Source organism: Pseudomonas sp. AC070, from assembly GCF_979258635.1.
On the sequence record NZ_OZ409871.1, the window covers coordinates 2,152,420 to 2,173,386 of the forward strand.

The 20,967-nt window shown below is 61.3% G+C and carries 17 protein-coding genes; 7 read left to right on the top strand and 10 right to left on the bottom strand.

Annotation, left to right across the window (positions count from 1 at the left end; genetic code table 11):
- Positions 1-2: 2 nt before the first annotated feature.
- On the bottom strand, positions 3-452 hold the full coding sequence (locus ACZZ0Q_RS09755; RefSeq protein ID WP_463539159.1) for an Lrp/AsnC family transcriptional regulator: 450 nt from the start codon (positions 450-452) through the stop codon (positions 3-5).
- A gap of 140 nt (positions 453-592) precedes the next feature.
- On the opposite strand from ACZZ0Q_RS09755, the gene ACZZ0Q_RS09760 reads away from it, so the two are divergent.
- The gene (locus tag ACZZ0Q_RS09760) at positions 593-1,501 is read left to right on the top strand and encodes a DMT family transporter (RefSeq protein WP_463539158.1); all 909 of its coding nucleotides are present in this window, start codon (positions 593-595) and stop codon (positions 1,499-1,501) included.
- Positions 1,502-1,515: 14 nt separating this feature from the next.
- On the opposite strand, the gene ACZZ0Q_RS09765 is transcribed toward ACZZ0Q_RS09760, so the two are convergent.
- Complete coding sequence (locus ACZZ0Q_RS09765; protein ID WP_463539157.1) at positions 1,516-2,394, bottom strand: copper resistance protein B; 879 nt, start codon at positions 2,392-2,394, stop codon at positions 1,516-1,518.
- On the bottom strand, positions 2,391-4,103 hold the full coding sequence (locus tag ACZZ0Q_RS09770) for a copper resistance system multicopper oxidase (protein ID WP_463539156.1): 1,713 nt from the start codon (positions 4,101-4,103) through the stop codon (positions 2,391-2,393). Before ACZZ0Q_RS09770 ends, ACZZ0Q_RS09765 begins: the two co-directional genes overlap by 4 nt.
- 180 nt (positions 4,104-4,283) lie before the next feature.
- On the opposite strand from ACZZ0Q_RS09770, the gene ACZZ0Q_RS09775 reads away from it, so the two are divergent.
- The 4 genes from ACZZ0Q_RS09775 to ACZZ0Q_RS09790 are packed head-to-tail and all read left to right on the top strand — an operon-like array spanning position 4,284 to position 8,937.
- Complete coding sequence (locus ACZZ0Q_RS09775; protein WP_463539155.1) at positions 4,284-5,573, top strand: NAD(P)/FAD-dependent oxidoreductase; 1,290 nt, start codon at positions 4,284-4,286, stop codon at positions 5,571-5,573.
- Positions 5,574-5,587: 14 nt separating this feature from the next.
- Positions 5,588-6,145: a helix-turn-helix domain-containing protein gene (locus tag ACZZ0Q_RS09780; RefSeq protein WP_463539154.1), complete on the top strand. Its 558-nt coding sequence runs from the start codon at positions 5,588-5,590 to the stop codon at positions 6,143-6,145.
- A gap of 23 nt (positions 6,146-6,168) precedes the next feature.
- The gene (locus tag ACZZ0Q_RS09785; RefSeq protein ID WP_463539153.1) at positions 6,169-7,530 is read left to right on the top strand and encodes a glutamine synthetase family protein; all 1,362 of its coding nucleotides are present in this window, start codon (positions 6,169-6,171) and stop codon (positions 7,528-7,530) included.
- Between the two features lie 42 nt (positions 7,531-7,572).
- Positions 7,573-8,937 (top strand): aspartate aminotransferase family protein, encoded by a 1,365-nt coding sequence (locus ACZZ0Q_RS09790; RefSeq protein ID WP_463539152.1) that lies wholly within the window; start codon positions 7,573-7,575, stop codon positions 8,935-8,937.
- A gap of 453 nt (positions 8,938-9,390) precedes the next feature.
- On the opposite strand, the gene adeC is transcribed toward ACZZ0Q_RS09790, so the two are convergent.
- The 3 genes from adeC to ACZZ0Q_RS09805 are packed head-to-tail and all read right to left on the bottom strand — an operon-like array spanning position 9,391 to position 15,158.
- Positions 9,391-10,833, bottom strand: coding sequence for an AdeC/AdeK/OprM family multidrug efflux complex outer membrane factor (gene adeC / locus ACZZ0Q_RS09795; RefSeq protein ID WP_463539151.1), 1,443 nt, complete (start codon positions 10,831-10,833; stop codon positions 9,391-9,393).
- Positions 10,833-13,967 carry an efflux RND transporter permease subunit gene (locus tag ACZZ0Q_RS09800; RefSeq protein ID WP_122495482.1) on the bottom strand — a complete coding sequence of 1,045 codons (3,135 nt, stop codon included), beginning with the start codon at positions 13,965-13,967 and terminating at the stop codon, positions 10,833-10,835. The genes adeC and ACZZ0Q_RS09800 overlap by 1 nt, the downstream gene beginning before the upstream one ends.
- Positions 13,968-13,970: 3 nt before the next feature.
- Positions 13,971-15,158, bottom strand: a complete 1,188-nt coding sequence (locus ACZZ0Q_RS09805; RefSeq protein ID WP_463539150.1) for an efflux RND transporter periplasmic adaptor subunit — start codon at positions 15,156-15,158, stop codon at positions 13,971-13,973.
- 266 nt (positions 15,159-15,424) lie between these two features.
- Between ACZZ0Q_RS09805 and ACZZ0Q_RS09810 the strand changes: the two genes are divergently transcribed.
- Positions 15,425-16,057, top strand: coding sequence for a TetR family transcriptional regulator (locus ACZZ0Q_RS09810; protein WP_122495486.1), 633 nt, complete (start codon positions 15,425-15,427; stop codon positions 16,055-16,057).
- A gap of 88 nt (positions 16,058-16,145) precedes the next feature.
- Here the strand turns inward: ACZZ0Q_RS09810 and ACZZ0Q_RS09815 are convergent, their stop codons facing one another.
- Together ACZZ0Q_RS09815 and ACZZ0Q_RS09820 are read right to left on the bottom strand one after the other, a co-directional pair.
- A complete protein-coding gene (locus tag ACZZ0Q_RS09815) occupies positions 16,146-17,492 on the bottom strand; it encodes a class II 3-deoxy-7-phosphoheptulonate synthase (RefSeq protein ID WP_463539149.1) in 1,347 nt (448 codons plus the stop codon).
- Positions 17,493-17,603: 111 nt separating this feature from the next.
- The gene (locus ACZZ0Q_RS09820; RefSeq protein WP_463539148.1) at positions 17,604-18,938 is read right to left on the bottom strand and encodes a flavin-containing monooxygenase; all 1,335 of its coding nucleotides are present in this window, start codon (positions 18,936-18,938) and stop codon (positions 17,604-17,606) included.
- Between the two features lie 169 nt (positions 18,939-19,107).
- Here ACZZ0Q_RS09820 and ACZZ0Q_RS09825 point away from each other — a divergent pair, with 169 nt between their 5' ends.
- The gene (locus ACZZ0Q_RS09825; protein WP_463560511.1) at positions 19,108-19,881 is read left to right on the top strand and encodes a spermidine synthase; all 774 of its coding nucleotides are present in this window, start codon (positions 19,108-19,110) and stop codon (positions 19,879-19,881) included.
- A gap of 1 nt (position 19,882) precedes the next feature.
- Here the strand turns inward: ACZZ0Q_RS09825 and ACZZ0Q_RS09830 are convergent, their stop codons facing one another.
- Positions 19,883-20,674: a crotonase/enoyl-CoA hydratase family protein gene (locus ACZZ0Q_RS09830; RefSeq protein WP_463539147.1), complete on the bottom strand. Its 792-nt coding sequence runs from the start codon at positions 20,672-20,674 to the stop codon at positions 19,883-19,885.
- A 63-nt stretch (positions 20,675-20,737) separates the two neighbouring features.
- Positions 20,738-20,953: a hypothetical protein gene (locus tag ACZZ0Q_RS09835; RefSeq protein ID WP_463560513.1), complete on the bottom strand. Its 216-nt coding sequence runs from the start codon at positions 20,951-20,953 to the stop codon at positions 20,738-20,740.
- Positions 20,954-20,967: the final 14 nt, after the last annotated feature.

Consider the following 20,967-nt stretch of genomic DNA (forward strand, 5'->3'; position numbering starts at 1 on the left):
CCCTAGTCCGTCGGCAGCTCCATGGGCGGCAACCGCCGTTTCACCGGGGTTTTCTTGACGATGGCGGTATTGGTTTCGGCGTAGTGATTGAGCCGGTCGAGCAGGGTGTCCAACTGCTCCATCGAGCGCACGTGCATGCGTGCATAGAAGCAGTCCTCGCCCGTCACCTTGTCGCACTCGGTGAACTCGCCAATGGCTTGAATTTGCCGCTCCACTTCCTGCAAACGCCCGGGTAACGGGCGTATCCGCACGATGGCCTGAAGCTGATAGCCGAAGGCCTTGGCGTCGACATCCACGGTATAGCCGCGCAACACGCCGCGCTCCTCCAGCCGACGCAGCCGCTCTGCGACGCTGGGCGAGGTCAGCCCGGTAATTTGCGCGAGCGCTTTCAGTGAGCGCCGCGAGTCTTCCATCAACGCTTCAATCAGTTGCTGATCAATCTTGTCGGTCATGGCGTTGTGCTCGAAAGAAAGGCGGAGTGGCGACACCACCCACGATTAAAAAGGCATACGCCTATATACGCCTTTCGTTTCGTCTGGAGAACCGGCATAGCGGCCGGCGATACTGTTGCCACTGATTTGAGGAGGCCGCTATGCACGACACACAACGACGCGGGATGGTGGAAATGGTCGCCGCCATGCTCATTTCCGGAACCATCGGTTGGTTTGTTCTGATCGCGGGGCGGCCGGTGCTGGAGGTGGTGTTCTGGCGCTGCCTGATCGGCGCCGTCACGCTGCTGGTGATTTGCGCCGCCATGGGCTTTTTGCGCGCCGGCGCATTAACCCGTGCGACCTTTGCCTTGGCTGTGCTCAGCGGCGTGGCCATTGTCGGCAACTGGTTGCTGCTTTTCGCCGCTTACTCAGGTGCCTCGATTGCCATCGCCACGGCGGTCTACAACGTGCAGCCGTTTATGTTGGTGGGCCTGGCAGCGCTGTTTCTAGGCGAGCGGATTACACGCGTGAAAATCACCTGGCTGAGCGTGGCGTTTCTCGGCATGTTGGCCATCGTCAGCGCCCATGGCGCGGGCGCGGGCGCGGGCACGGGAAGCGGCGCAAATTACCTGCTTGGCATCGCTCTGGCGTGCGGCGCCGCGTTTCTCTATGCCATTGCGGCGCTGATCATCAAGCGCCTCACTGGCACGCCACCGCACCTGATCGCTCTGATTCAGGTGTGCACCGGCGTGCTGATGTTGGCGCCGTGGCTGAACACCGAGGCGCTGCCGACCGCCGCCGTGGCGTGGGGCAGTTTGCTGACGCTGGGCGTGGTGCACACCGGCGTGATGTATGTGCTGCTCTACAGCGCCATTCAGCGACTGCCGACGGCGCTGACCGGGGCGTTGTCGTTCGTGTACCCAATCGCGGCGATTCTGGTTGACTGGGTGGCCTTCGACCACCGCTTAAGCCCGCTGCAATGGCTCGGCGTCAGCATGATTCTGCTCGCTGTCGCCGGCATGCAACGTGGCTGGGCGCCGCGCCGCTGGAAAAGCGCGGCAGCGGCGTAAGCGCCGAGACACCATCAAAACCAGGCGCGAATCCCTAGTACCAATCGCGCCTCGGCGTCGTCGTCTTCCGTGGGTGTATTGCCATGGCTTTTATTCAACGTAAGGCCCACGTATGGCGCGAATTCGGGTCGCACCTGATAGCGCAAACGCAGCCCCACTTCCGTGTTACTTAGCCCTGAACCCACCTCACGCGTGTCATCGTTTTTGCCATAGATATTCGCCTCGGCCAGCGGCTGAAGAATCCAGCGGTTGGTCAGCAGCAAGTCGTATTCGGCCTTCAAACGCAGGGCGCTCTGGCGGTTTTCGCCGAGGTAGGCGGTGGCCTCGGTTTCCAGGCCGTACAGCGGCGTGCCCTGGACGCCAAGCGCCGCCCAGGTTTGCACCGGGCCGGGTTTGAAGTCTTGCCTGACACCGAGCACTACGTCCCACCAGGGGCTGACCGCATGGCCCCACAGTGTTTGCAGTTCGGCTTTGTCGGTGTGGCCATCAATACGCTCACCTTCGCTGCGCAGCCACAAGCGGTCGACGTCGCCGCCAATCCAGCCATCCACATCCCAGGCCAGGGCATTGCCGGCGTCGAGGTTTTGCCATTCCAGGCGGTCGATTAGCAGGTAGTGATTCAGCCCTTGCGCGTGGCTGTCATGGCCGCTGTGCAGGGGCGGGAAGGCGGCCAGACGGTCGGCCTCGGTGACAGCGCGAATCGGCGTTCGGCTCTCGTCAGGGGTCGGTAACGGCGTGCTTCCAGCGCTCATGTCGTGGCTCATCGTGCTGTGGTCCATGCCCGACATATCCATGCCCGGCATGCTCCCGTGCATCGAGTGGTCCATCGTCTCGGCGGCGTGGGCGCTGGTGGCCAGGGCGGCGGCCAGGGTCAGTGAAATAAACGGCTTCATGTCGGCTGTCCTTCTTCCACGCGCACTTCGCGCATCATGCCGGCGCTCATGTGCATCAGCAGGTGACAGTGATAAGCCCAGCGGCCGAGGGCGTCGGCCGTGACGCGGTAGCTACGTTTGGCGCCGGGCGGCATGTCGATGGTGTGTTTGCGTACCTGGAAATTGCCGTGCTCGTCTTCCAGATCGCTCCATAAGCCATGCAGGTGAATGGGGTGACTCATCATCGTGTCGTTCACCAACACAATGCGCACCCGCTCGCCATAGGTGAGGCGAATCGGCTCGGCCGCCGAAAACGGCACGCCATCGAACGACCAGGCGAATTTCTCCATATGCCCGGTGAGGTGAATTTCGAGTGTGCGGCTGGGTTCGCGGCCGTCGGGGTCGGCGAAGCGGCTGCGCAGGTCGCTGTAGCGCAGCACGCGACGGCCGTTGTCACGCAGGCCCAGGCCCGGGTCGTCGAGCTTGGCGCTGGGCTGCATGGTTTGCATGTCCACCAGCGGGTTGTCGGTTTCGCTAGGCGGATGGCTTTGCATGCCGGCCATTGCCGAGTGGTCCATGCCGGCCATCTGGCTGTGGTCCATGGTCGCCATGGCGCCGTGGTCCATGCCCATATCGGCCATGGTCAGTTGCGGGCTTGGGTCCAGCGGCGGCAGCGGCGCGCGCAGGCCTTGGCGCGTGGCCAAGGTGGCGCAGGCATAGCCGCTGCGGTCCATGGCCTGGGCGAATACGGTGTAGGCCTCGGCGTGTTGCGGTTGCACGATCACGTCATAGGTTTCCGCCGGCGCCAGGCGTAATTCATCGACGGCAACCGGCTCGACGTACTGGCCATCGGCGGCCACCACCGTCAACTGCAAACCGGGAATGCGCAGGTCGAAATAGGTCATGGCGCTGGCGTTGATCAGGCGCAAGCGCAGGCGTTCGCCCGGTTGGAACAGACCGGTCCAGTTGCTATCGGGCGCATGGCCATTGACCAGATAGGTGTAGGTCAGGCCGCTGATGTCGGCGATATCGGTGGGCGTCATGCGCATCTGCGCCCAGCTCAGGCGCTCGCTGAAGGTGGCGCGCCAGCCATCGCGGCCCACATCCTCAATAAAGTCGCCGAGGGTGCGTTTTTGGCCGTTGTAATAGTCGGCCTGCTTTTTCAGCGTGGGCAGCAGTCGATCGGGATTTTCGTCGGTCCAGTCGCTGAGAAGCAGCACATGTTCGCGCTCGTAGAAAAACGGCTCTGGATCACGCGGATCGATCACCAGCGGCGCGTACAGCCCAGCCTGTTCTTGCACCCCGGAATGGCTGTGATACCAGTAGGTGCCGTGCTGTTGCACGGTGAAACGGTAGGTGTACTGACCATTCGGCTCGATGCCGTCGAAGCTCATGCCGGGCACGCCGTCCATGTTGGCCGGCAGCAAGATGCCGTGCCAATGCAGCGAGGTCACGTCGCTCAGGCGGTTGTTTACCCGCAGCGTCACGGTGTCGCCTTCACGCCAGCGCAGCAAAGGGCCGGGCAGGGTGCCGTTAATGGTGATGGCGCTACGCGGTGCGCCAGTGAAATTGACCGGCGTTTGCCCGATCACCAAATCGAATTCTGTGCCGCTAAGCGTGGCCGATTGCGTGGTGGCGCCCTGTGCCCATGCGGGTTGCCGCCATAGGCCCAAACCGCTAAGTACGGTGCCGGCGGCCAGGCTTTTTACAAAGGTGCGTCTGCTCGTCATAGGTGGATGTCCCGATCTCAACGTGGTGACTGCGCAGGGCGCGCAAAGCCCTGCGGGCGGCAGCCTCCGGCTTGTCACGGTGGCAAGGTCAAGACTCGCCGGTTGCCGTTGTAGGGTTTTTCCGCTAGCGTGCGTGAAATTATTAGCGATTAATTTCACGCGTGTGAATTTGGATGTCCTATGTTTCAGCGTTCCGCCCAGCACGTTGACAGCTACTACGCCTACAGCTGCGCCCACCTGCTAAAGCCTCGCGCCCCGTTACAGGGTGAGCACAGCACCGAGGTGGCAGTGATTGGTGCCGGTTTCAGTGGCCTGCACACGGCGTTGCGCCTGGCGCTGGCCGGCAAGCGTGTGACGCTGATTGAAGCCAGTCGTGTGGCCTGGGCAGCCAGTGGACGCAACGGCGGTCAGGCGATTCTCGGTTGGTCGTGCGACATGCCGCCGCTGGAAGCTGCATTAGGGCTGGAACGTGCGCGGCGCCTATGGGACAGCATGCGCTGGGCCGCGCAAGAGCTGCGCGTGTTGCCCGGCCGCCACGGCTTCGACTGCGACTACCGCGCCGGCCACCTGTGGACCTCCGTATTAGCAAGACGCACCGCCATCCTTCACGAATGGCAGCACGAGGCCAGTCACAAGTGGGGCCACGATGCCCTTCAATTTATTCCCCGCGAACAACTGCCCAACTGGGTCGCCAGCGAGCGTTACCAGGCGGGCTTGTACGATCCCGAAGGCGGCCATCTCAATCCGCTGAAACTGGCCCTGGGGCTGGCCGCCGCGATTGAAGCAGCGGGGGGACAGATCTACGAGCACAGCAAAGCGCTCAGCTACCGGCAGGAAGGCGGCGGTTACGTGGTGAAAACGGAGCAGGGCAGCGTGCGTGCCGACGTGTTGGTGCTGGCCTGCAATGCCTACATCGATGAACTGGACCCGCAGCTGGCCAAGCGCGTACTGCCAGTCGGCACGTATCAGGTCGCCACCGCCGCACTGGACGAGGCTCAGGCCAAGGCGCTGCTGCCGACGGATGCGTGCGTCACCGACAACCAGTTCGTGCTCGATTATTTCCGCTTAACGCCCGATCACCGCCTGCTGTTCGGGGGCGGCTGCACCTACCTCGGCGGCATGCCAACCGACATCGCTGGCGCTACCCGACCGTTTCTCGAGCGGGTATTCCCGCAACTGGCCGGCGTGCCCATCGAATTCGCTTGGGGCGGTCATATCGACATCACCCTCAAACGCACGCCAGACATCGGTCGCGACGGCAACCGCTACTGGCTGCAAGGCTATTCCGGGCATGGCGTGCTGCCCACGCTGGCAGGCGCGCGGGCCGTCAGCGAGGCGATTCTGGGCGACGACGATTTGCTCAGCCTTTACCAAGGCCTGAACAACCCGGGTTTCCCCGGCGGCCGCTACCTGGCGGCGCCATTGGAAGCGGTAGGCAAGGCCTGGTATCGCCTGCGGGACAGCCTGTGAAGGAGCGCACCCCGATGACCAAAGATGAAGAAATTGCCGCGCTGGCGATTCTGATTCACGACCTGCGCAAGCATAAGAACTACACCCTCAAAGAGCTGGCCGACAAAATCGGCCGCTCGGTGGGGTTTGTTTCGCAAGTTGAGCGCGGTTTGTCGCGCCCAACTGTGGCCGATCTCACCGCTATCAGTCAGGCGCTGGGCGTGACCACCACGTATTTCTACAACCTGGCCAAACCCAAGCAGGTGCCGTGGGTAACCCGGCCGGACGAACGCCGCACTTTGTACTTCGCCAATGGCATTACCGACATTCTGGTATCGCCCAACATGTCGGCCAGTTTCTCCATGCTCGAGAGCTTGCTGGAGCCGGGCTCCAGCTCTGGTGAACGAACGTTGAGCGACATTTCCGAGCAGGGCGGTTACGTGCTGGAAGGCGAACTGACGTTATGGCTCGCCGACTCCGACGAACCCGTCACCTTGCGCGCCGGCGATGCCTTCCAGCTCGACCGCCATGCCCATTGCCGTTACGGCAACCGCTCTGAACACCCCACCCGCGTGCTGTGGGTGTACACATGATCAACGCTGAAGGAAGCCCCGTTATGACCGCCGTTCCCGTGAGCGCCGAGCACGCCGACCTGTTGGCCGAAGTGCGCGCGTTTCGCCAGCGCCACCCCGAGGTGCGTTATGTCGACCTGATCTGCCTGGATATTCCAGGGCACTTCTACGGCAAACGCTACCCGATCGACATGCTCGAAAAAGTCGCCGCGGGCAGCGCTCTCAAACTGCCGCAGAACTGCGTGCTGCTGGGCGTGCAGGGCGGCTTGTTCAAGATTGGCGACTACTGCTTCCACGACGGCGACCCCGATGCCGAGCGCCGCCTGGTGCCGGGCACACTTAAATTGGTGACCTGGGAAGCGCAGCCAGTCGGGCAAATGTTGATCACCTCCGACGGCACCGCGGCACCGATTGAATTCGAGCCTCGCGAAGTGCTGGCGCAGGTGCTGCAACGCCTGCGCAGCAAAGGCATTCATCCGGTGGTGGCGTTTGAGTTGGAGTTTTACCTGTTCGACAAAAAGCTGCGCGACGGCCTGCCGCAATTCCCCCGCGACGCGCTGAGCGATGACGGCGACGACATGCCGAATATGCACATCGAACGCCTCTCGCGTTTTGCGCCGGTGCTCGACGAGATGGTGGAGACCGCCCGGTTACAAGGCATCGACACCACCGTGATTACCGCTGAGCTAGGCCCGGGTCAGTTTGAAATCAACTTCGGCCACCTCGACGATGGCCTCAAGGCCGCCGACTGGGCCGCCTTGTTCTGCCGCAGCACCCGTGGCGTTGCACTCAAGCACGGCTATCGCGCCAGCTTTATGGCCAAGCCGTACCTCGAACACCCTGGCAGCGGCATGCATGTGCACGTCAGTTTGTATGACGCCGAGGGCAACAATTTGCTGGCCGCCAACGAGCAGCGAGCCATGCGCCATGCCGTGGCCGGCTGCCTGGAATTGCTGCCGCACTGCATGCCGATTTTTGCGCCGAACCAGAATGCCTACCGCCGCCTGGGCGGCACGGTGAACGCCGCCACCCGCGCCAGTTGGGGTTACGAAGACCGCGATGCTTGCGTGCGCATTCCTGAATCGGACGCGAAAAATCTGCGCATCGAGCACCGTATTTCCGGCGCCGACGCTAACCCGTATCTGGTGCTGGCGGCCATTTTGGTTGGCCTCGAACAAGGCCTGGCCAACGGTCGCGAGCCGATTGCGCCGCTCAACAAAGACCGCAACAGCGGCCTGGATTTCCCCCTGGATATTCTCCAAGCCGTGCGGGACATGCAGCAGCAACCCGAGCTGCGCGCCGGCCTGGGCGCCGAATTTGTCGACGTGTACTGCGAGAACAAGCGCCAAGACCACCTGGCCTTTCTGCAAGAAATCAGCGCCCGCGAATACCGCTGGTTCCTCTAATTTTTCAACCGGGCGCATCGCGCCGGGCCGTAAGGAGTGCGTATGAGCAAGTCAGCCAACAACCCGAAAACACTGGAATGGCAAGCCCTGAGCGGCAGCCATCACCTGGCTCCATTTAGCGATTACAAACAGCTGAAACAGGTCGGCCCGCGCATCATCACCAACGCCGATGGCGTGTACCTGTGGGACAGCGAAGGCAACAAGATTCTCGACGCCATGGCCGGCCTCTGGTGCGTGGCCATCGGTTACGGCCGTGACGAACTGGCCGATGCAGCCGCCAAGCAAATGAAGCAGCTGCCGTTCTACAACACCTTCTTTATGACCGCGCACCCGCCGGTGCTGGAGTTGGCTAAAACCATCGCCGAGCTGGCGCCGCCGCACATGAATCACGTGTTCTTTACCGGCTCGGGTTCCGAAGGTAACGACACCATGCTGCGTATGGTCCGTCACTATTGGCAGGTGAAGGGCAAGCCGCAGAAGAAAGTCATCATCGGTCGCGTCAACGGCTACCACGGTTCCACCGTGGCCGGCGCCGCGCTGGGCGGTATGCAAGGCATGCACGAGCAGGCCGGCACGCTTCCCGACATCGTGCATATTCCGCAGCCTTACTGGTTCGGCGAAGGCGGTGACATGAGCCCGGCCGAGTTCGGTATCTGGGCCGCGGAGCAGTTGGAAAAGAAAATTCTCGAAGTCGGCGAAGACAAGGTCGCGGCGTTTGTTGCCGAGCCGATTCAAGGTGCCGGCGGCGTGATTATTCCGCCCGACACCTACTGGCCGAAGGTGCGCGAGATTCTCGCCAAGTACGACATTCTGTTCGCCGCTGACGAAGTGATTTGTGGCTTCGGCCGCACCGGCGAATGGTTCGGCAGCGACTACTACGGCAACACGCCCGACCTGATGACCATCGCCAAGGGCCTGACCTCCGGTTACATCCCCATGGGCGGCCTGATCGTCAGCGACAAGGTCGCGCAAGTGATCAACGAAGGCGGCGATTTCAACCACGGCTTCACCTATTCCGGTCACCCGGTGGCCGCCGCCGTGGCGCTGGAAAACCTGCGGATCATTCGCGAAGAAAAGATTCTGGAAACCGTGCGGGCCGAAACGGCGCCGTATCTGCAACAGCGTCTGCGTGAACTGGCCGATCACCCGCTGGTGGGCGAAGTGCGCGGGTTAGGCATGTTGGGCGCTATCGAGCTGGTGAAAGACAAGGCCACCCGCGCGCGGTACGAAGGGAAGGGCGTGGGCATGATCTGCCGTGGGCATTGCTTCAACAACGGCCTGATCATGCGCGCCGTGGGCGACACCATGATCATTGCGCCGCCGCTGGTGATCAGCAAAGCCGAGATTGATGAGCTGGTGGAGAAGGCGCGTAAGTGTCTGGATTTGACCTTGGCTGAGCTGGTTTAGCCATGGCTGACCTGTGGGAGCGGCTTTAGCCGCGATTCTTTTTCAGAGCAAGAGCATCGCGGCTAAAGCCGCTCCCACAGAACCGAGTCATCGGAAATAACAAAAAGCCCGCCAATTGGCGGGCTTTTTGTTGTGGGCAAAACCTTACGGCTTAGCCGGTTCTGCCGGTGCCGAGCCGGTGTTTTCCACCCAGCCACCGCCCAGCGCTTTGTACCAATTAACCTTGCTGGGGCGCGCGTTTGGATTTGCGTGGGCTGTACACAACTAGTCCGCAAAAACACCGTCATTCCCGCGCAGGCGGGAATCCAGAGTTTTGAAGGTTACGGTGTCGTTTGAAATATCACCGAACCTGGATTCCCGCCTGCGCGGGAATGACGGATGGAAGATTCAACGGTCGTGACACCGGCCAAAAAAAGCCCGCCAATTGGCGGGCTTTTTGTTGTGGGCAAAACCTTACGGCTTAGCCGGTTCAGCCGGTGCCGAGCCGGTGTTTTCCACCCAACCACCGCCTAGCGCTTTGTACAAATTAACCTCGCTGGTCAGCTGCGCCAACCGGTCGGTAATCAGCGCTTGTTGCGCGCTGAACAACGAGCGTTGGGCGTCGAGGAAGGTCAGGTTGCTGTCGATGCCGGTGCGGTAACGACGTTCAGCCAGGCGGTAGTAATCCTGGTTGGCGGCAACGAAGTCACGTTGGGCCTGCAACTGTTGGTTGTAGGTTTGGCGTGAGGCAAGGCCGTCGGACACTTCCCGGAAGGCGGTCTGAATGGACTTCTCATACTGAGCCACGCGAATATCTTTCTGGATTTTCGAGTAGTCCAGACTGGCTTTTAGGCTGCCGGCGTTAAAGATCGGAATGCTGATCGACGGCGAGAAGTACCAGCTGCCCGAGCCGCCTTTGAACAGGTTGGACAAATCGGCACTGCTGGAGCCGGCATTGGCCGTCAGGCTGATGCGCGGGAAGAACGCAGCCCGCGCGGCGCCGATGTTGGCGTTGGCGGCTTTGAGCAGGTACTCGGCTTCAAGAATGTCTGGGCGACGCTGGAGCAAATCGGACGGCAAGCCGGCGGGCAACTCCTCCAACAAATCGTCGGCCAATGGGCTGCTGGCGTTGAGGTTGTCCGGCACCGAGGTGCCGAGCAACAGTGCCAGGTTGTTGCGGTCTTGCGCGACCAGGCGCTGGTATTGCGCCAGGGCCACGCGGGCGCTTTCCACCGAGGTGCGTGACTGGCTGAGGTCCAACGCCGAGGCCACGCCCACTTCGTTGCTGCGTTGAGTCAGGCGGAAGCTGTCTTCGTAGGTTTTCAGGGTTTCTTCGGTCAGGCGGAGCAGTTCCTGGTCGGCGGTCAGCGTCAGGTAGGCATTGGCGACGTTGGCTACCAGGCTCAACTGGGTGCTACGACGTGCTTGCTCGCTGGAGAAGTAAGTCTGCAACGACTCTTCATTCAGGCTGCGCAGGCGGCCGAACAGGTCCAGTTCATAGGCGCTGATGCCGATGGTGGCCGAGTATTGGCCGCTGGTGGTGGCCGTGCCGGTTTGCGACAAATCGCCCGGCGTGCGTTGGCGCACGCCGGTGCCGTCGGCGCTGACGTTGGGCAGCAGTTCCGCACGTTGAATGCGGTACTGCGCGGCGTAGGCGTCGAGGTTCAATGCGGCCACGCGCAGGTCGCGGTTGTTTTCCAGCGAGGTCTGAATCAGCTGCTGCAGCGCCGGGTCGTGGAAGAACTGGCGCCAGCCTTGTTCGGCCTGCGCCACGCGCGCCGACTCCGCTGGTCCGTACGCCGGGCCTTGCGGGTAGGTGGCGGCAACCGGCGAAGCCGGCTGCTCATAGTCAGGAATCAGCGAGCAGCCGCCCAGAATCAGGCTGGCAATCGCGAGGGACAGTAGGGACTTGCGCATTAGTGGCCAGCCTCATTGCGTGGGGTTTCGGTCTGCTTGCCTTTGAACAGCGAGGAAATCGTGACGAAGAACAACGGCACCCAGAAAATTGCCAGCACGGTGGCGGTGATCATGCCGCCGATTACGCCGGTACCGATGGCGTGTTGGCTGCCCGAACCGGCGCCGGTGGAGATGGCCAGCGGCACTACGCCGAGGATGAACGCCATCGACGTCATGATGATCGGGCGCAAGCGCATGCGGCAGGCTTCCAGGGCGGCGTCGACCAGCGACTTGCCTTGTTCGTGCAGCTCTTTGGCGAACTCGACGATCAGAATGGCGTTTTTCGCCGCCAAACCAACGGTGGTTAACAGGCCCACCTGGAAGAACACGTCGTTTGACAAGCCGCGCAAGCTGGTGGCCATCAACGCACCGATGATCCCCAACGGCACTACCAGAATGACCGCCACGGGAATCGACCAGCTTTCGTACAACGCGGCCAGACACAGGAACACCAGCAGCAGCGAGATCGCATACAGCGCCGGTGCTTGCGAGCCGGACAAGCGTTCTTCGTACGACAGGCCGGTCCAGGAATAACCGACGCCCGCCGGCAGTTTCTTCGCCAGCGCTTCGACTTCGGCCATGGCCTCACCGGTGGAGTAGCCCGGCGCCGGCGAACCCATGATTTCCATGGCTTCTACACCGTTGTAACGGGCCAGTTTCGGCGAGCCGTAAATCCACGAACCGGAGGCGAAGGCGGAGAAGGGCACCATCTGCCCGAGGTTGTTGCGCACGTACCATTTCTGCAGGTCTTCAGGGGTCATGCGCGATTTCGCTTCGCCCTGGATGTAGACCTTCTTCACCCGACCACGGTCGATGAAGTCGTTGACGTAGCTACCGCCCAAGGCAATCGACAAGGTGTTGTTGATGTCCGAGAGGGTGATGCCCAGGGCGCTGGCGCGCTCGTCGTCGATAGTCAGCTGGAACTGCGGTTCATCGTTCAGGCCGTTGGGGCGCACTTGCATCAGTTTCTTGCTTTGTGCGGCCATGCCGAGGAACTGGTTACGCGCTTCCATGAGCTTCTCGTGGCCAACGCCACCGCGGTCTTGCAGGAATACGTCGAAACCGGTGGCGTTACCCAGCTCCAGTACCGCAGGCGGGGCGAAGGCGAACACCATGGCGTCGCGGAAGCTGAAGAAGTGCTGCTGGGCGCGTTGGGCGAGGGCGAACACGGTGTTCTCGGCGGAACGCTCGCCCCAGGGCTTGAGCATGATAAAGGCCATTCCCGAGCTCTGACCGCGGCCGGCAAAGTTAAAGCCGGTAACGGTAAACACCGAGTTCACTGTGTCGGCTTCGTCTTTAAGCAAGTACGCGCGCATTTCATCGACCACCACCTGGGTGCGGCCGGCACTGGAACCCGCCGGGGTTTGCACCTGGGCGAACAGAACGCCTTGGTCTTCTTCGGGCAGGAACGCAGTCGGAATGCGGGTGAATAGCCAGATCATGCCGACGATCAGTACGGCGTAGGCCAGCAGGTAAGGAACTTTATTGCGCAGCATGCTGCTCACACCGCGCTCGTAGCCGCGCACGCTGCGGTCGAAGTTGCGGTTGAACCAGCCAAAGAAGCCACGCTTGGGAACGCCTTGGGTGCCTTCTTTATGCGGCTTGAGCATGGTGGCGCACAGGGCCGGGGTGAAGATCAACGCCACCAGCACCGAGAGGCCCATGGCCGACACGATGGTGATGGAGAACTGCCGGTAAATCACACCGGTAGAACCGCCGAAGAACGCCATTGGCAGCAATACGGCCGACAGCACCATGGCGATACCGACCAACGCGCCCTGAATCTGGCCCATGGATTTCTTCGTCGCTTCTTTGGGCGACAAATGCTCCTCGGCCATCACCCGCTCGACGTTTTCCACCACCACAATCGCATCGTCCACCAGCAAGCCGATGGCCAACACCATGCCGAACATGGTCAGGGTGTTAATGGTGAAACCGGCGGCGGCGAGAATGCCGAAGGTGCCGAGCAAGACCACCGGAACGGTGAGGGTGGTGATGATGGTGGCCCGCAGGTTTTGCAGGAACAGGTACATCACCAGGAACACCAGCACCACGGCTTCGATCAGGGTGTGCACTACGCCTTCGATCGAGGCGGTGACCACCGGCGTGGTGTCGTATGGGTACACCGCTTTCATGCCTTGCGGGAAGAACGGTTCCAGGTCGGCGATGGTGGCGCGGATGGCTTTGGCAGTGTCGAGTGCGTTGGCGCCAGTGGCCAATTTGATCGCCAGACCGGAAGCCGGCTTGCCATTGAACTGCGCGCTGATGCTGTAGTTTTCGCCGCCCAGTTCAACCGTGGCGACGTCGCCGAGGCGTACCTGCGAGCCGTCAGTGTTGACCTTGAGCAGAATGTTTTTGAATTGCTCGGCGCTCTGGAAACGGGTCTTGCCGATGATGGTGGCGTTAAGCTGTTGGCCCTTCACGGCCGGCAAACCACCCAACTGGCCAGACGAGACCTGCACGTTCTGCGCGGCCACGGCGGTTTTCACATCCACGGGCGTTAGCTGAAATTTGTTCAGCTTGGCCGGGTCGAGCCAGATACGCATGGCGTACTGGGCGCCGAACACCTGGAAGTCACCCACACCGGCGGTACGCGAGATGGGGTCTTGCATGTTGGAAACGATGTAGTTGGCCAAGTCGTCCTTGGTCATGCTGCCGTTTTCCGACACCAGGCCGATCACCATCAGGAAGTTTTTCACCGCCTTGGTCACGCGAATACCCTGTTGTTGCACTTCTTGCGGCAGCAGTGGGGTGGCGAGGTTGAGCTTGTTCTGCACCTGCACCTGAGCGGTGTCAGGGCTGGTGCCCTGGTTGAAGGTGGCAGTGATGGTCATGCTGCCGTCGGAGTTACTTTCCGAGGTTACATAACGCAGGTTGTCGATGCCGTTGAGCTGCTGCTCGATGATCTGCACCACGGTGTCCTGCACGGTTTGTGCGGACGCGCCTGGGTAGGTCACCTGAATGGCGATGGCCGGTGGCGCAATCGCCGGGTACTGGTTAATCGGCAATTTCAGGATGGACAAGGTGCCCACCAGCATGATCACCAGGGCAATTACCCAGGCGAAAATGGGGCGGTCGATAAAGAATTTCGACATGAATTACTTCCCTTCGCCTTGGGCTTGTTCGGTGGCCGGGGCCGCCGGCTTGGCTTCGCCGCCGTTGGCCGGAGCGCCGCCGTTTGCTGGGGTGACGTTGGTGGCTTCGGCCACTTTCACTTCCACGCCCGGCTTCACGTATTGCAGGCCTTCGGTGATCAGGCGATCGCCGGCTTTGAGGCCGTCATTGATCAACCACTCGGAACCCAAAGTGCGCTCGGCTTTCAGCTCACGCAGTTCGACTTTGTTCTCAGCGTTTACAACCAGCGCGGTCGGCAGGCCTTTGAGGTCGCGGGTGATGCCTTGTTGCGGGGCAAGAATGGCGTTTTCGTTCACGCCGGCTTGCAACTGGGCGTGCACGAACATGCCGGGCAGCAACTGGTGTTTCGGGTTGGGGAACACAGCGCGGATAGTCACCGAGCCGGTGCCTTCGTCCACCGACACTTCCGAGAATTCCAGCTTGCCTTCCTGCTCGTAGAGGCTGCCGTCTTCGAGCACCAGCTTGACCTTGGCCGCGTTGTCGCCGGCTTTTTGCAAGTTGCCGCTTTCCAGTTCACGACGCAGCTTGAGCAGTTGCGCGGAGGATTGGGTGACGTCGACGTAGATCGGGTCGAGCTGCTGGATGGTCGCCATGGCATTGGTTTGGCCATTGCTGACGAGCGCGCCTTCGGTCACAGCCGAACGACCGATACGGCCGGCAATTGGTGCGAGCACTTTGGTGTAGCGCAGATTGATCTCGGCGCTTTGCAGAGCCGCTTCGGCTTGCAGGCGCTGGGAAACGGCGTTGTCGTATTCCTGACGGCTAACGGCCTGTTCGTTCACAAGCTGCTTGTAGCGATCCGCCAGGGACTTGGCCGATTGCAGGGTCGCCTGCGAGCTTTTCAGCGTGGCTTCGTATACGGAAGGGTCGATTTGGTACAGCTGCTCGCCGGCTTTGACCTCACGGCCTTCGGTAAACAGACGCTTGAGAATGATGCCGTTCACCTGCGGGCGAACTTCAGCAACGCGGTAAGCGTTGGTGCGGCCGGGCAATTGGCTGACGAGGGAATAGGCTTGCGGTTTCAAGGTCACCACACCCACTTGAGGGGTCTGTTGTGGCGGCGCTTCTGCTGCTTTTTCGCAACCGGTGAGCAACAAGGTTGCCAGGGCGAGGGCGGAAACCAGAGCGGGGTGGGCTGGCTTGAATTGCATGAAAGGCCTCATGTCGATCAGCGCTTGGGAAGGCGCCGGTACGATTGGTTAGTTTTTAAGCGTTTTGGGTAGGCGGCTGATCAAAGCGTGATCAAAAAATAAGGATTTTCTTGTGGATAGGTAGGATGCTAAGAAATATACTTACATTCACGGTTGTTTGTAAACGCCTAAAACCCACTGTTACATAAGCTTTTTTCAAGCTTTGCTTTTAACTGACACGACGCTGACATTCGGCTTACGTGTCGATAACCCAGGGCTGTATTGGCATGGTCAGACGCACCAAAGAAGAAGCACAGGAAACCCGTAGCCAGATTCTCGATGCCGCCGAGCAGGCGTTTTACGAGCACGGTGTCGGGCGGACAACGCTGGCCAAAATTGCCGATGTGGCCGGCGTGACGCGCGGCGCTATCTATTGGCATTTCAGCAACAAGAGCGACGTGTTTCAGGCAATTCTCGAGCGCGCGCACCTGCCGTTCGAAGAACTGGCCAAGGCCAGCGAAAGTGCCACCGAGCCTGACCCATTGGGTCGCCTGCGCGAATTATTGGTTCAGCTGTTCAGACAAACTGCCAATGACGCCCAGGTTCGCCGCATCAACGAGATTCTGTTCCACAAATGTGAATACACGGCGGAACTCAACGACCTGCGCCAACAAATGCAAGACAACAGCATCGACTGCGACCAGCGCATCGAACTGACCCTGCGTAACGCCATCAACAAAGGCCAATTGCCCGCCGACCTGAACACCCAGTGGGCGGCCACATGCTTGCATTCGTTTATTGATGGCGTGCTGGCGAAATGGTTGTTGGCGCCGAAAAGTTTTGCCATGGGCAAAGAGGCGGAGCGGCTGGTGGATGTGGCGCTGGATATGTTGCGGTTGAGTCCGGGGTTGCGCGGCTGACTCATCGCGGCTAAAGCCGCTCCCACAGGTCGTGCAAGATGTGGGAGCGGCCGGGCGGCGATCCGCTTTAGCCGCGATGCTCTTTGGGTTAGCGCCGAACCTGCTTCAACGTCTCAGCAATCAAAAACGCCAACTCCAACGACTGATCGGCATTCATCCGCGGGTCGCAGTGCGTGTGGTAGCGATCCGACAGCCCATCTTCAGTAATCGGCCGCGAGCCGCCGATGCACTCAGTGACGTTCTGCCCGGTCATTTCAATGTGGATGCCGCCGGCATAAGTGCCTTCCGCTTCGTGGACCTGGAAGAACTGTTTCACCTCCGCAAGAATCTGCGCGAAGTCGCGGGTTTTGTAGCCGCTCGATGCCTTTATGGTGTTGCCGTGCATGGGGTCGGAACTCCACAGCACGTGACGGCCTTCTTCTTTAACGGTGCGCAGCAAACGCGGCAGGCCGGCTTCGACTTTGTCGGCGCCCATGCGCACGATCAGGTTGAGGCGACCCGGATCGTTGTCAGGGTTGAGGATGTCGATCAGGCGGATCAGATCTTCGCTGCTCATACTCGGCCCGCACTTCACGCCGATCGGGTTGCCCACGCCACGCAGGAATTCCACATGAGCACCGTCTACCTGACGGGTGCGGTCGCCAATCCACAGCATGTGTGCCGAACAGGCGTAGTCGCCGCCGGTGAGGCTGTCGCGGCGCACGAACGCTTGCTCGTAATTAAGCAGCAGCGCTTCGTGGGCGGTGAAGAAACTGGTTTCGCGCAGTTGCGGCGAGGTGTCCATGCCGCACGCGCGCATGAAGGCCAGGGTTTCGTCGATGCGGTCGGCCAACTGGTTGTACTTCTCGCCGAGCGCCGAATTCTCGATGAATTCCAGGTTCCACTTGTGCACTTGATGCAGGTCGGCGAAGCCGCCTTGAGCAAAGGCGCGCAGCAGGTTCAGGCTGGCGGTGGACTGGTGATAAGCCTGCAGCAAACGCTCAGGATCGGGCACGCGGCTGGTGGCGTCGAAGCCGATGCCGTTGACGATGTCGCCGCGGTAAGCGGGCAGGGTGACGCCGTCGATGGTTTCATCATTGGCCGAACGCGGCTTGGCGAACTGGCCGGCCATGCGCCCGACTTTCACCACCGGGCTGCCGGCGGCGAAGGTCATCACGATCGCCATTTGCAGCAGCACTTTAAAGGTGTCGCGAATTTTTGCCGCGCTGAACTCGGCAAAACTCTCAGCGCAATCGCCACCTTGCAGCAGAAACGCACGGCCCTGAGTGACCTCGGCAAACTGGCGGCGCAGCTCGCGCGCTTCGCCGGCAAACACCAACGGCGGATAACTGGCGAGGGTTTGCTCAACCTGGCTCAGGTGGGCGGCATCTGGGTACTGCGGCTGCTGCTGGATGGGTTTAGCTCTCCAGCTGCTGGGGCTCCATGGTTGCGACATCGACGTTCTCGGCTCAAGCGAATTAGGCGGACGGGCATGGTAACCGATCGGCTTGCGCCCACAAGCGCAGCGCCTGTCGATAGGCGCGATAGAGCCGCTGCATACGCCTGCTCATGAGGCATTCACGGTTGCGCTTAACGCGTCTGTTTGTTCAGCCGACAGGCGCAACGCGGCGCTGTGTTCGGCGATGCTCTGGCGGTAGGTGTCTTTGTGCACGTAGTACGCCATGCGCTCCAGCTCGAGATAACGGTAACCGCCGTCTAACCGGATACTGGCGCGCTCGCGCTTCACCGTTTTAAACGCCTCGGCGGCCGCGCTGCCTGCCTGCACCTGACGAATAAACAGCGCGACCAATTCCGCCTGCTCGGCGCGACCCTGCCAGCCCAGGCCAGATGCTTCGACCATGCCCATCATGAACAGGTCGTCGTGCTCGGGGTGGAACACGTTCAAGTACAGCTTCGGTGCGCCAGCGCCTTCGGGCCAGTTGAGGTGGTCGCGCGCAATAAAGGGATAGTCCAGCTTGTAACCGGTGCCTTGCAGAATCAGGTCGTACTCGGCGTACTCACCGTCGGTGAAGGTCACCGTTTTACCGTCGATGCGCGCGACGTCGCGCCGCGCCGTGATATCGCCGTGGCCGAGGTGATGCAGCACCAGCGAATTCACCACCGGATGCGATTCGTACAGCTTGTAATCCGGGTCGGGCAGGCCGTACTGCGAGGGCTTGCCGATCAAGGCGCGAATAAGTAATCCGTCGATGCGCTGCTTCAGCGCGCGGGGTAATTTCACGGCGCCGCCAAAGGTGTCGATGGGGCGCCCAAGCAGAAATTTCGGCAGGAAGTAATAGCCACGTCGTACCGATAAATCCACCGAAGCGGCGCGGTGCACGGCGTCTACGGTGATGTCGCAGGCGGAATTGCCGCAGCCGACAATCAGCACACGCTTGCCAGCAAACACCTCGGCCGAGCGGTAGTCGCTGGAGTGCATCAGCTCACCGTCGAAGGTGCCCGGCAGTTGCGCCAGGTTTGGGGTGTGCAAGGTGCCATTGGCAATCAGCACACCCTCGAACTGCCATTCGCGGGTAACGCCGGCCTTTTCGGTAAACACTGCCCAGCCTTTTTCCCGGCGCTCCAGGCGCAGCACGCGGGTTCCGAATTGAAAATGTTCGTATAGGCCAAAGTGGCTGGCGTAGTCGCGAAAATAGCGGCGCATTTCGCTGTGGTGCGGGTAGGGCGCCACGTTGTCGCCCATGGGGAATTCGCTGAACTGCGTAGTGCTTTTGGACGAAATCAGATGAGCCGATTCGTACATGGTGCTGTGTGGGTTATCGATATCCCACAAACCGCCGACGTCGTCGTGCAGCTCGAAGCCGACAAAGGCGATGCCGTGCTTTTGCAGCTGGCGTGCCGTGCACAAACCCATTGGGCCCGCGCCGATAATGGCGTACATCGCGTTCTCCCTGGCACATCGCGGCCTGCGACCTGCTCGTTGTTGTTCTGGTTGAGGGGGCTTGAAAGTGGGCGAATTATTGCGTGACCGGTGCGGGGCTCTTCAATGACAATCGGCGCCTTTCCCTGCCGCGCGCTGGTCGGGGATGTCATAAACGCTGGAGACCGCAATGCCAGAACAGCCGCCACGGGACGAGCTGACCGAAGAGCTGCTATTGGCCGAAGTGCACGACGAATACGGCGTGATCAAGGTCATGCAGGTGGGCGACTACCGCTTCCTCGAATTCGGCGACGCCATTGAGCAAAGCTGCGTGTTCCTGCCCGACCCCACATGGCTGGAGTACGACTACACGCGGGCCATGTTTATTGGCGCGCTGTGCCACGAGCAGCCAGAGAGCGCGCTTTTTCTTGGCCTCGGTGCCGGCACCTTGACCCAGGCTTGCCTGCGTTTTCTGCCGCTGGATGACGTGGAAGCTATCGAACTGCGCCCCGATGTGCCGCGCCTGGCCATGGAGTTTCTGGGCCTGGACGACGATCCGCGTCTGTATGTGCGCATTGGCGATGCCATCGAACTGCTGGAAAGCGCCGAGTCGGCCGACCTGATTTTCGTCGACTTATATACCGACACTGGCCCGGCCGTCGGCCATCTGGCCTGGCGTTTTCTCGAAGGCTGCCAGCAGCGCTTGAACCCAGGCGGCTGGCTGGTGATCAACCAGTGGGCCAGCGACGACGGCAAGCCGCTGGGCGCGGCGCTGCTGCGCGGGTTGTACCACCGGCATTACTGGGAACTGCCGGTGAAGGAGGGCAACGTGATTCTGATCGTGCCCGCCGATCTGGATCAGCAACTGGATACCGCCGCGCTCAGCAAACGCGCCGAGGCATTACAGGCGCAGTTGGGGTATTCGCTGCAACCCTTGATCGACCTGGTGCGCCCAGCCACCTGACTCAGCAGCCCTTGAACGCGCCGGGCCGACGCTCTTGCATGGCGCGCACGCCTTCCTGTGCGTCGTCGCTGGCCATCAGGCGGCGCATGGTGGTGGGCAGGGCGGCAGCGGCTGCCACTTCGCCTTCGGCCACTGCCTGACGCGCCGACGCCAAGGTGGCCTGCACGCCCAACGGCGCCTGGGCCGCCACCCGTTCTGCCAGGTGCAGGGCGCGCGGCAACAGGTCTTCGCTGGCCAACACTTCTTGCACCAAGCCCAAGCGGCAGGCCTCGTGGGCATCGAATTCATCGCCAGTCAGCAGCCAGCGCATGGCGTTGCCCCAGCCGGCCGCCTGGTGCATGCGCAGGGTGGCGCCGCCGAACGGGAAGATGCCGCGCTGCACTTCCATTTGCGCAAAGCGCGTGTTGCTGGCGCACAGGTTGATGTCGGAGGCGAGCATCAGTTCGATGCCGATGGTGAAGCAGTAACCCTGGGCGGCGACGATCACCGGCTTGCTCACACGCGGGCCGCCAAACACGCCCCACGGGTCGCAACCGCCTTCGGGAATTTGCCAGCCGCTGGCAAACGTGGCGGCGACGTTGGCCAAGTCCAGCCCGGCGGTGAAATGCTCGCCATGGGCGAACACCAACGCCACGCGCATGTCGCTGTCACGCTCAAACTCGCCATACGCCAGTGTCAGGTCGTTGAGCAGCGCCAGGTCGAAGGCATTGCGTTTGGAGGGGCGGTCGAGGCCGATCAGCATGATCGCCCCGCGTTTTTCACGGCTGACGCGCCCGGCGCTGGTGCTGTTCATGGCGAATTATCCTTATGGCTGGCGGAAGTGGCTGGTGCGGTATAGCTGGCCTGGTGCAGCCGGTCAAACCGCTGCGCGGGTGGCGCTGAAGGTGTCTATCTCGGCGACCGGCTGGCGGAGTGTAAGGATTTTCTTAGCGAAACTTACACCGAGGTCAAGTTTTTCCGGTATAGTGCGCGCCGGCTTCAAACGGCCGTGTTCAGGTTTTGCAGGTTTTTCCCAGAGCGAGCTCTGGGTGCAGTTCACCAAGTGAACGTCCTGGATATCTTCTTTTTTCATTAATACGTTTTCGC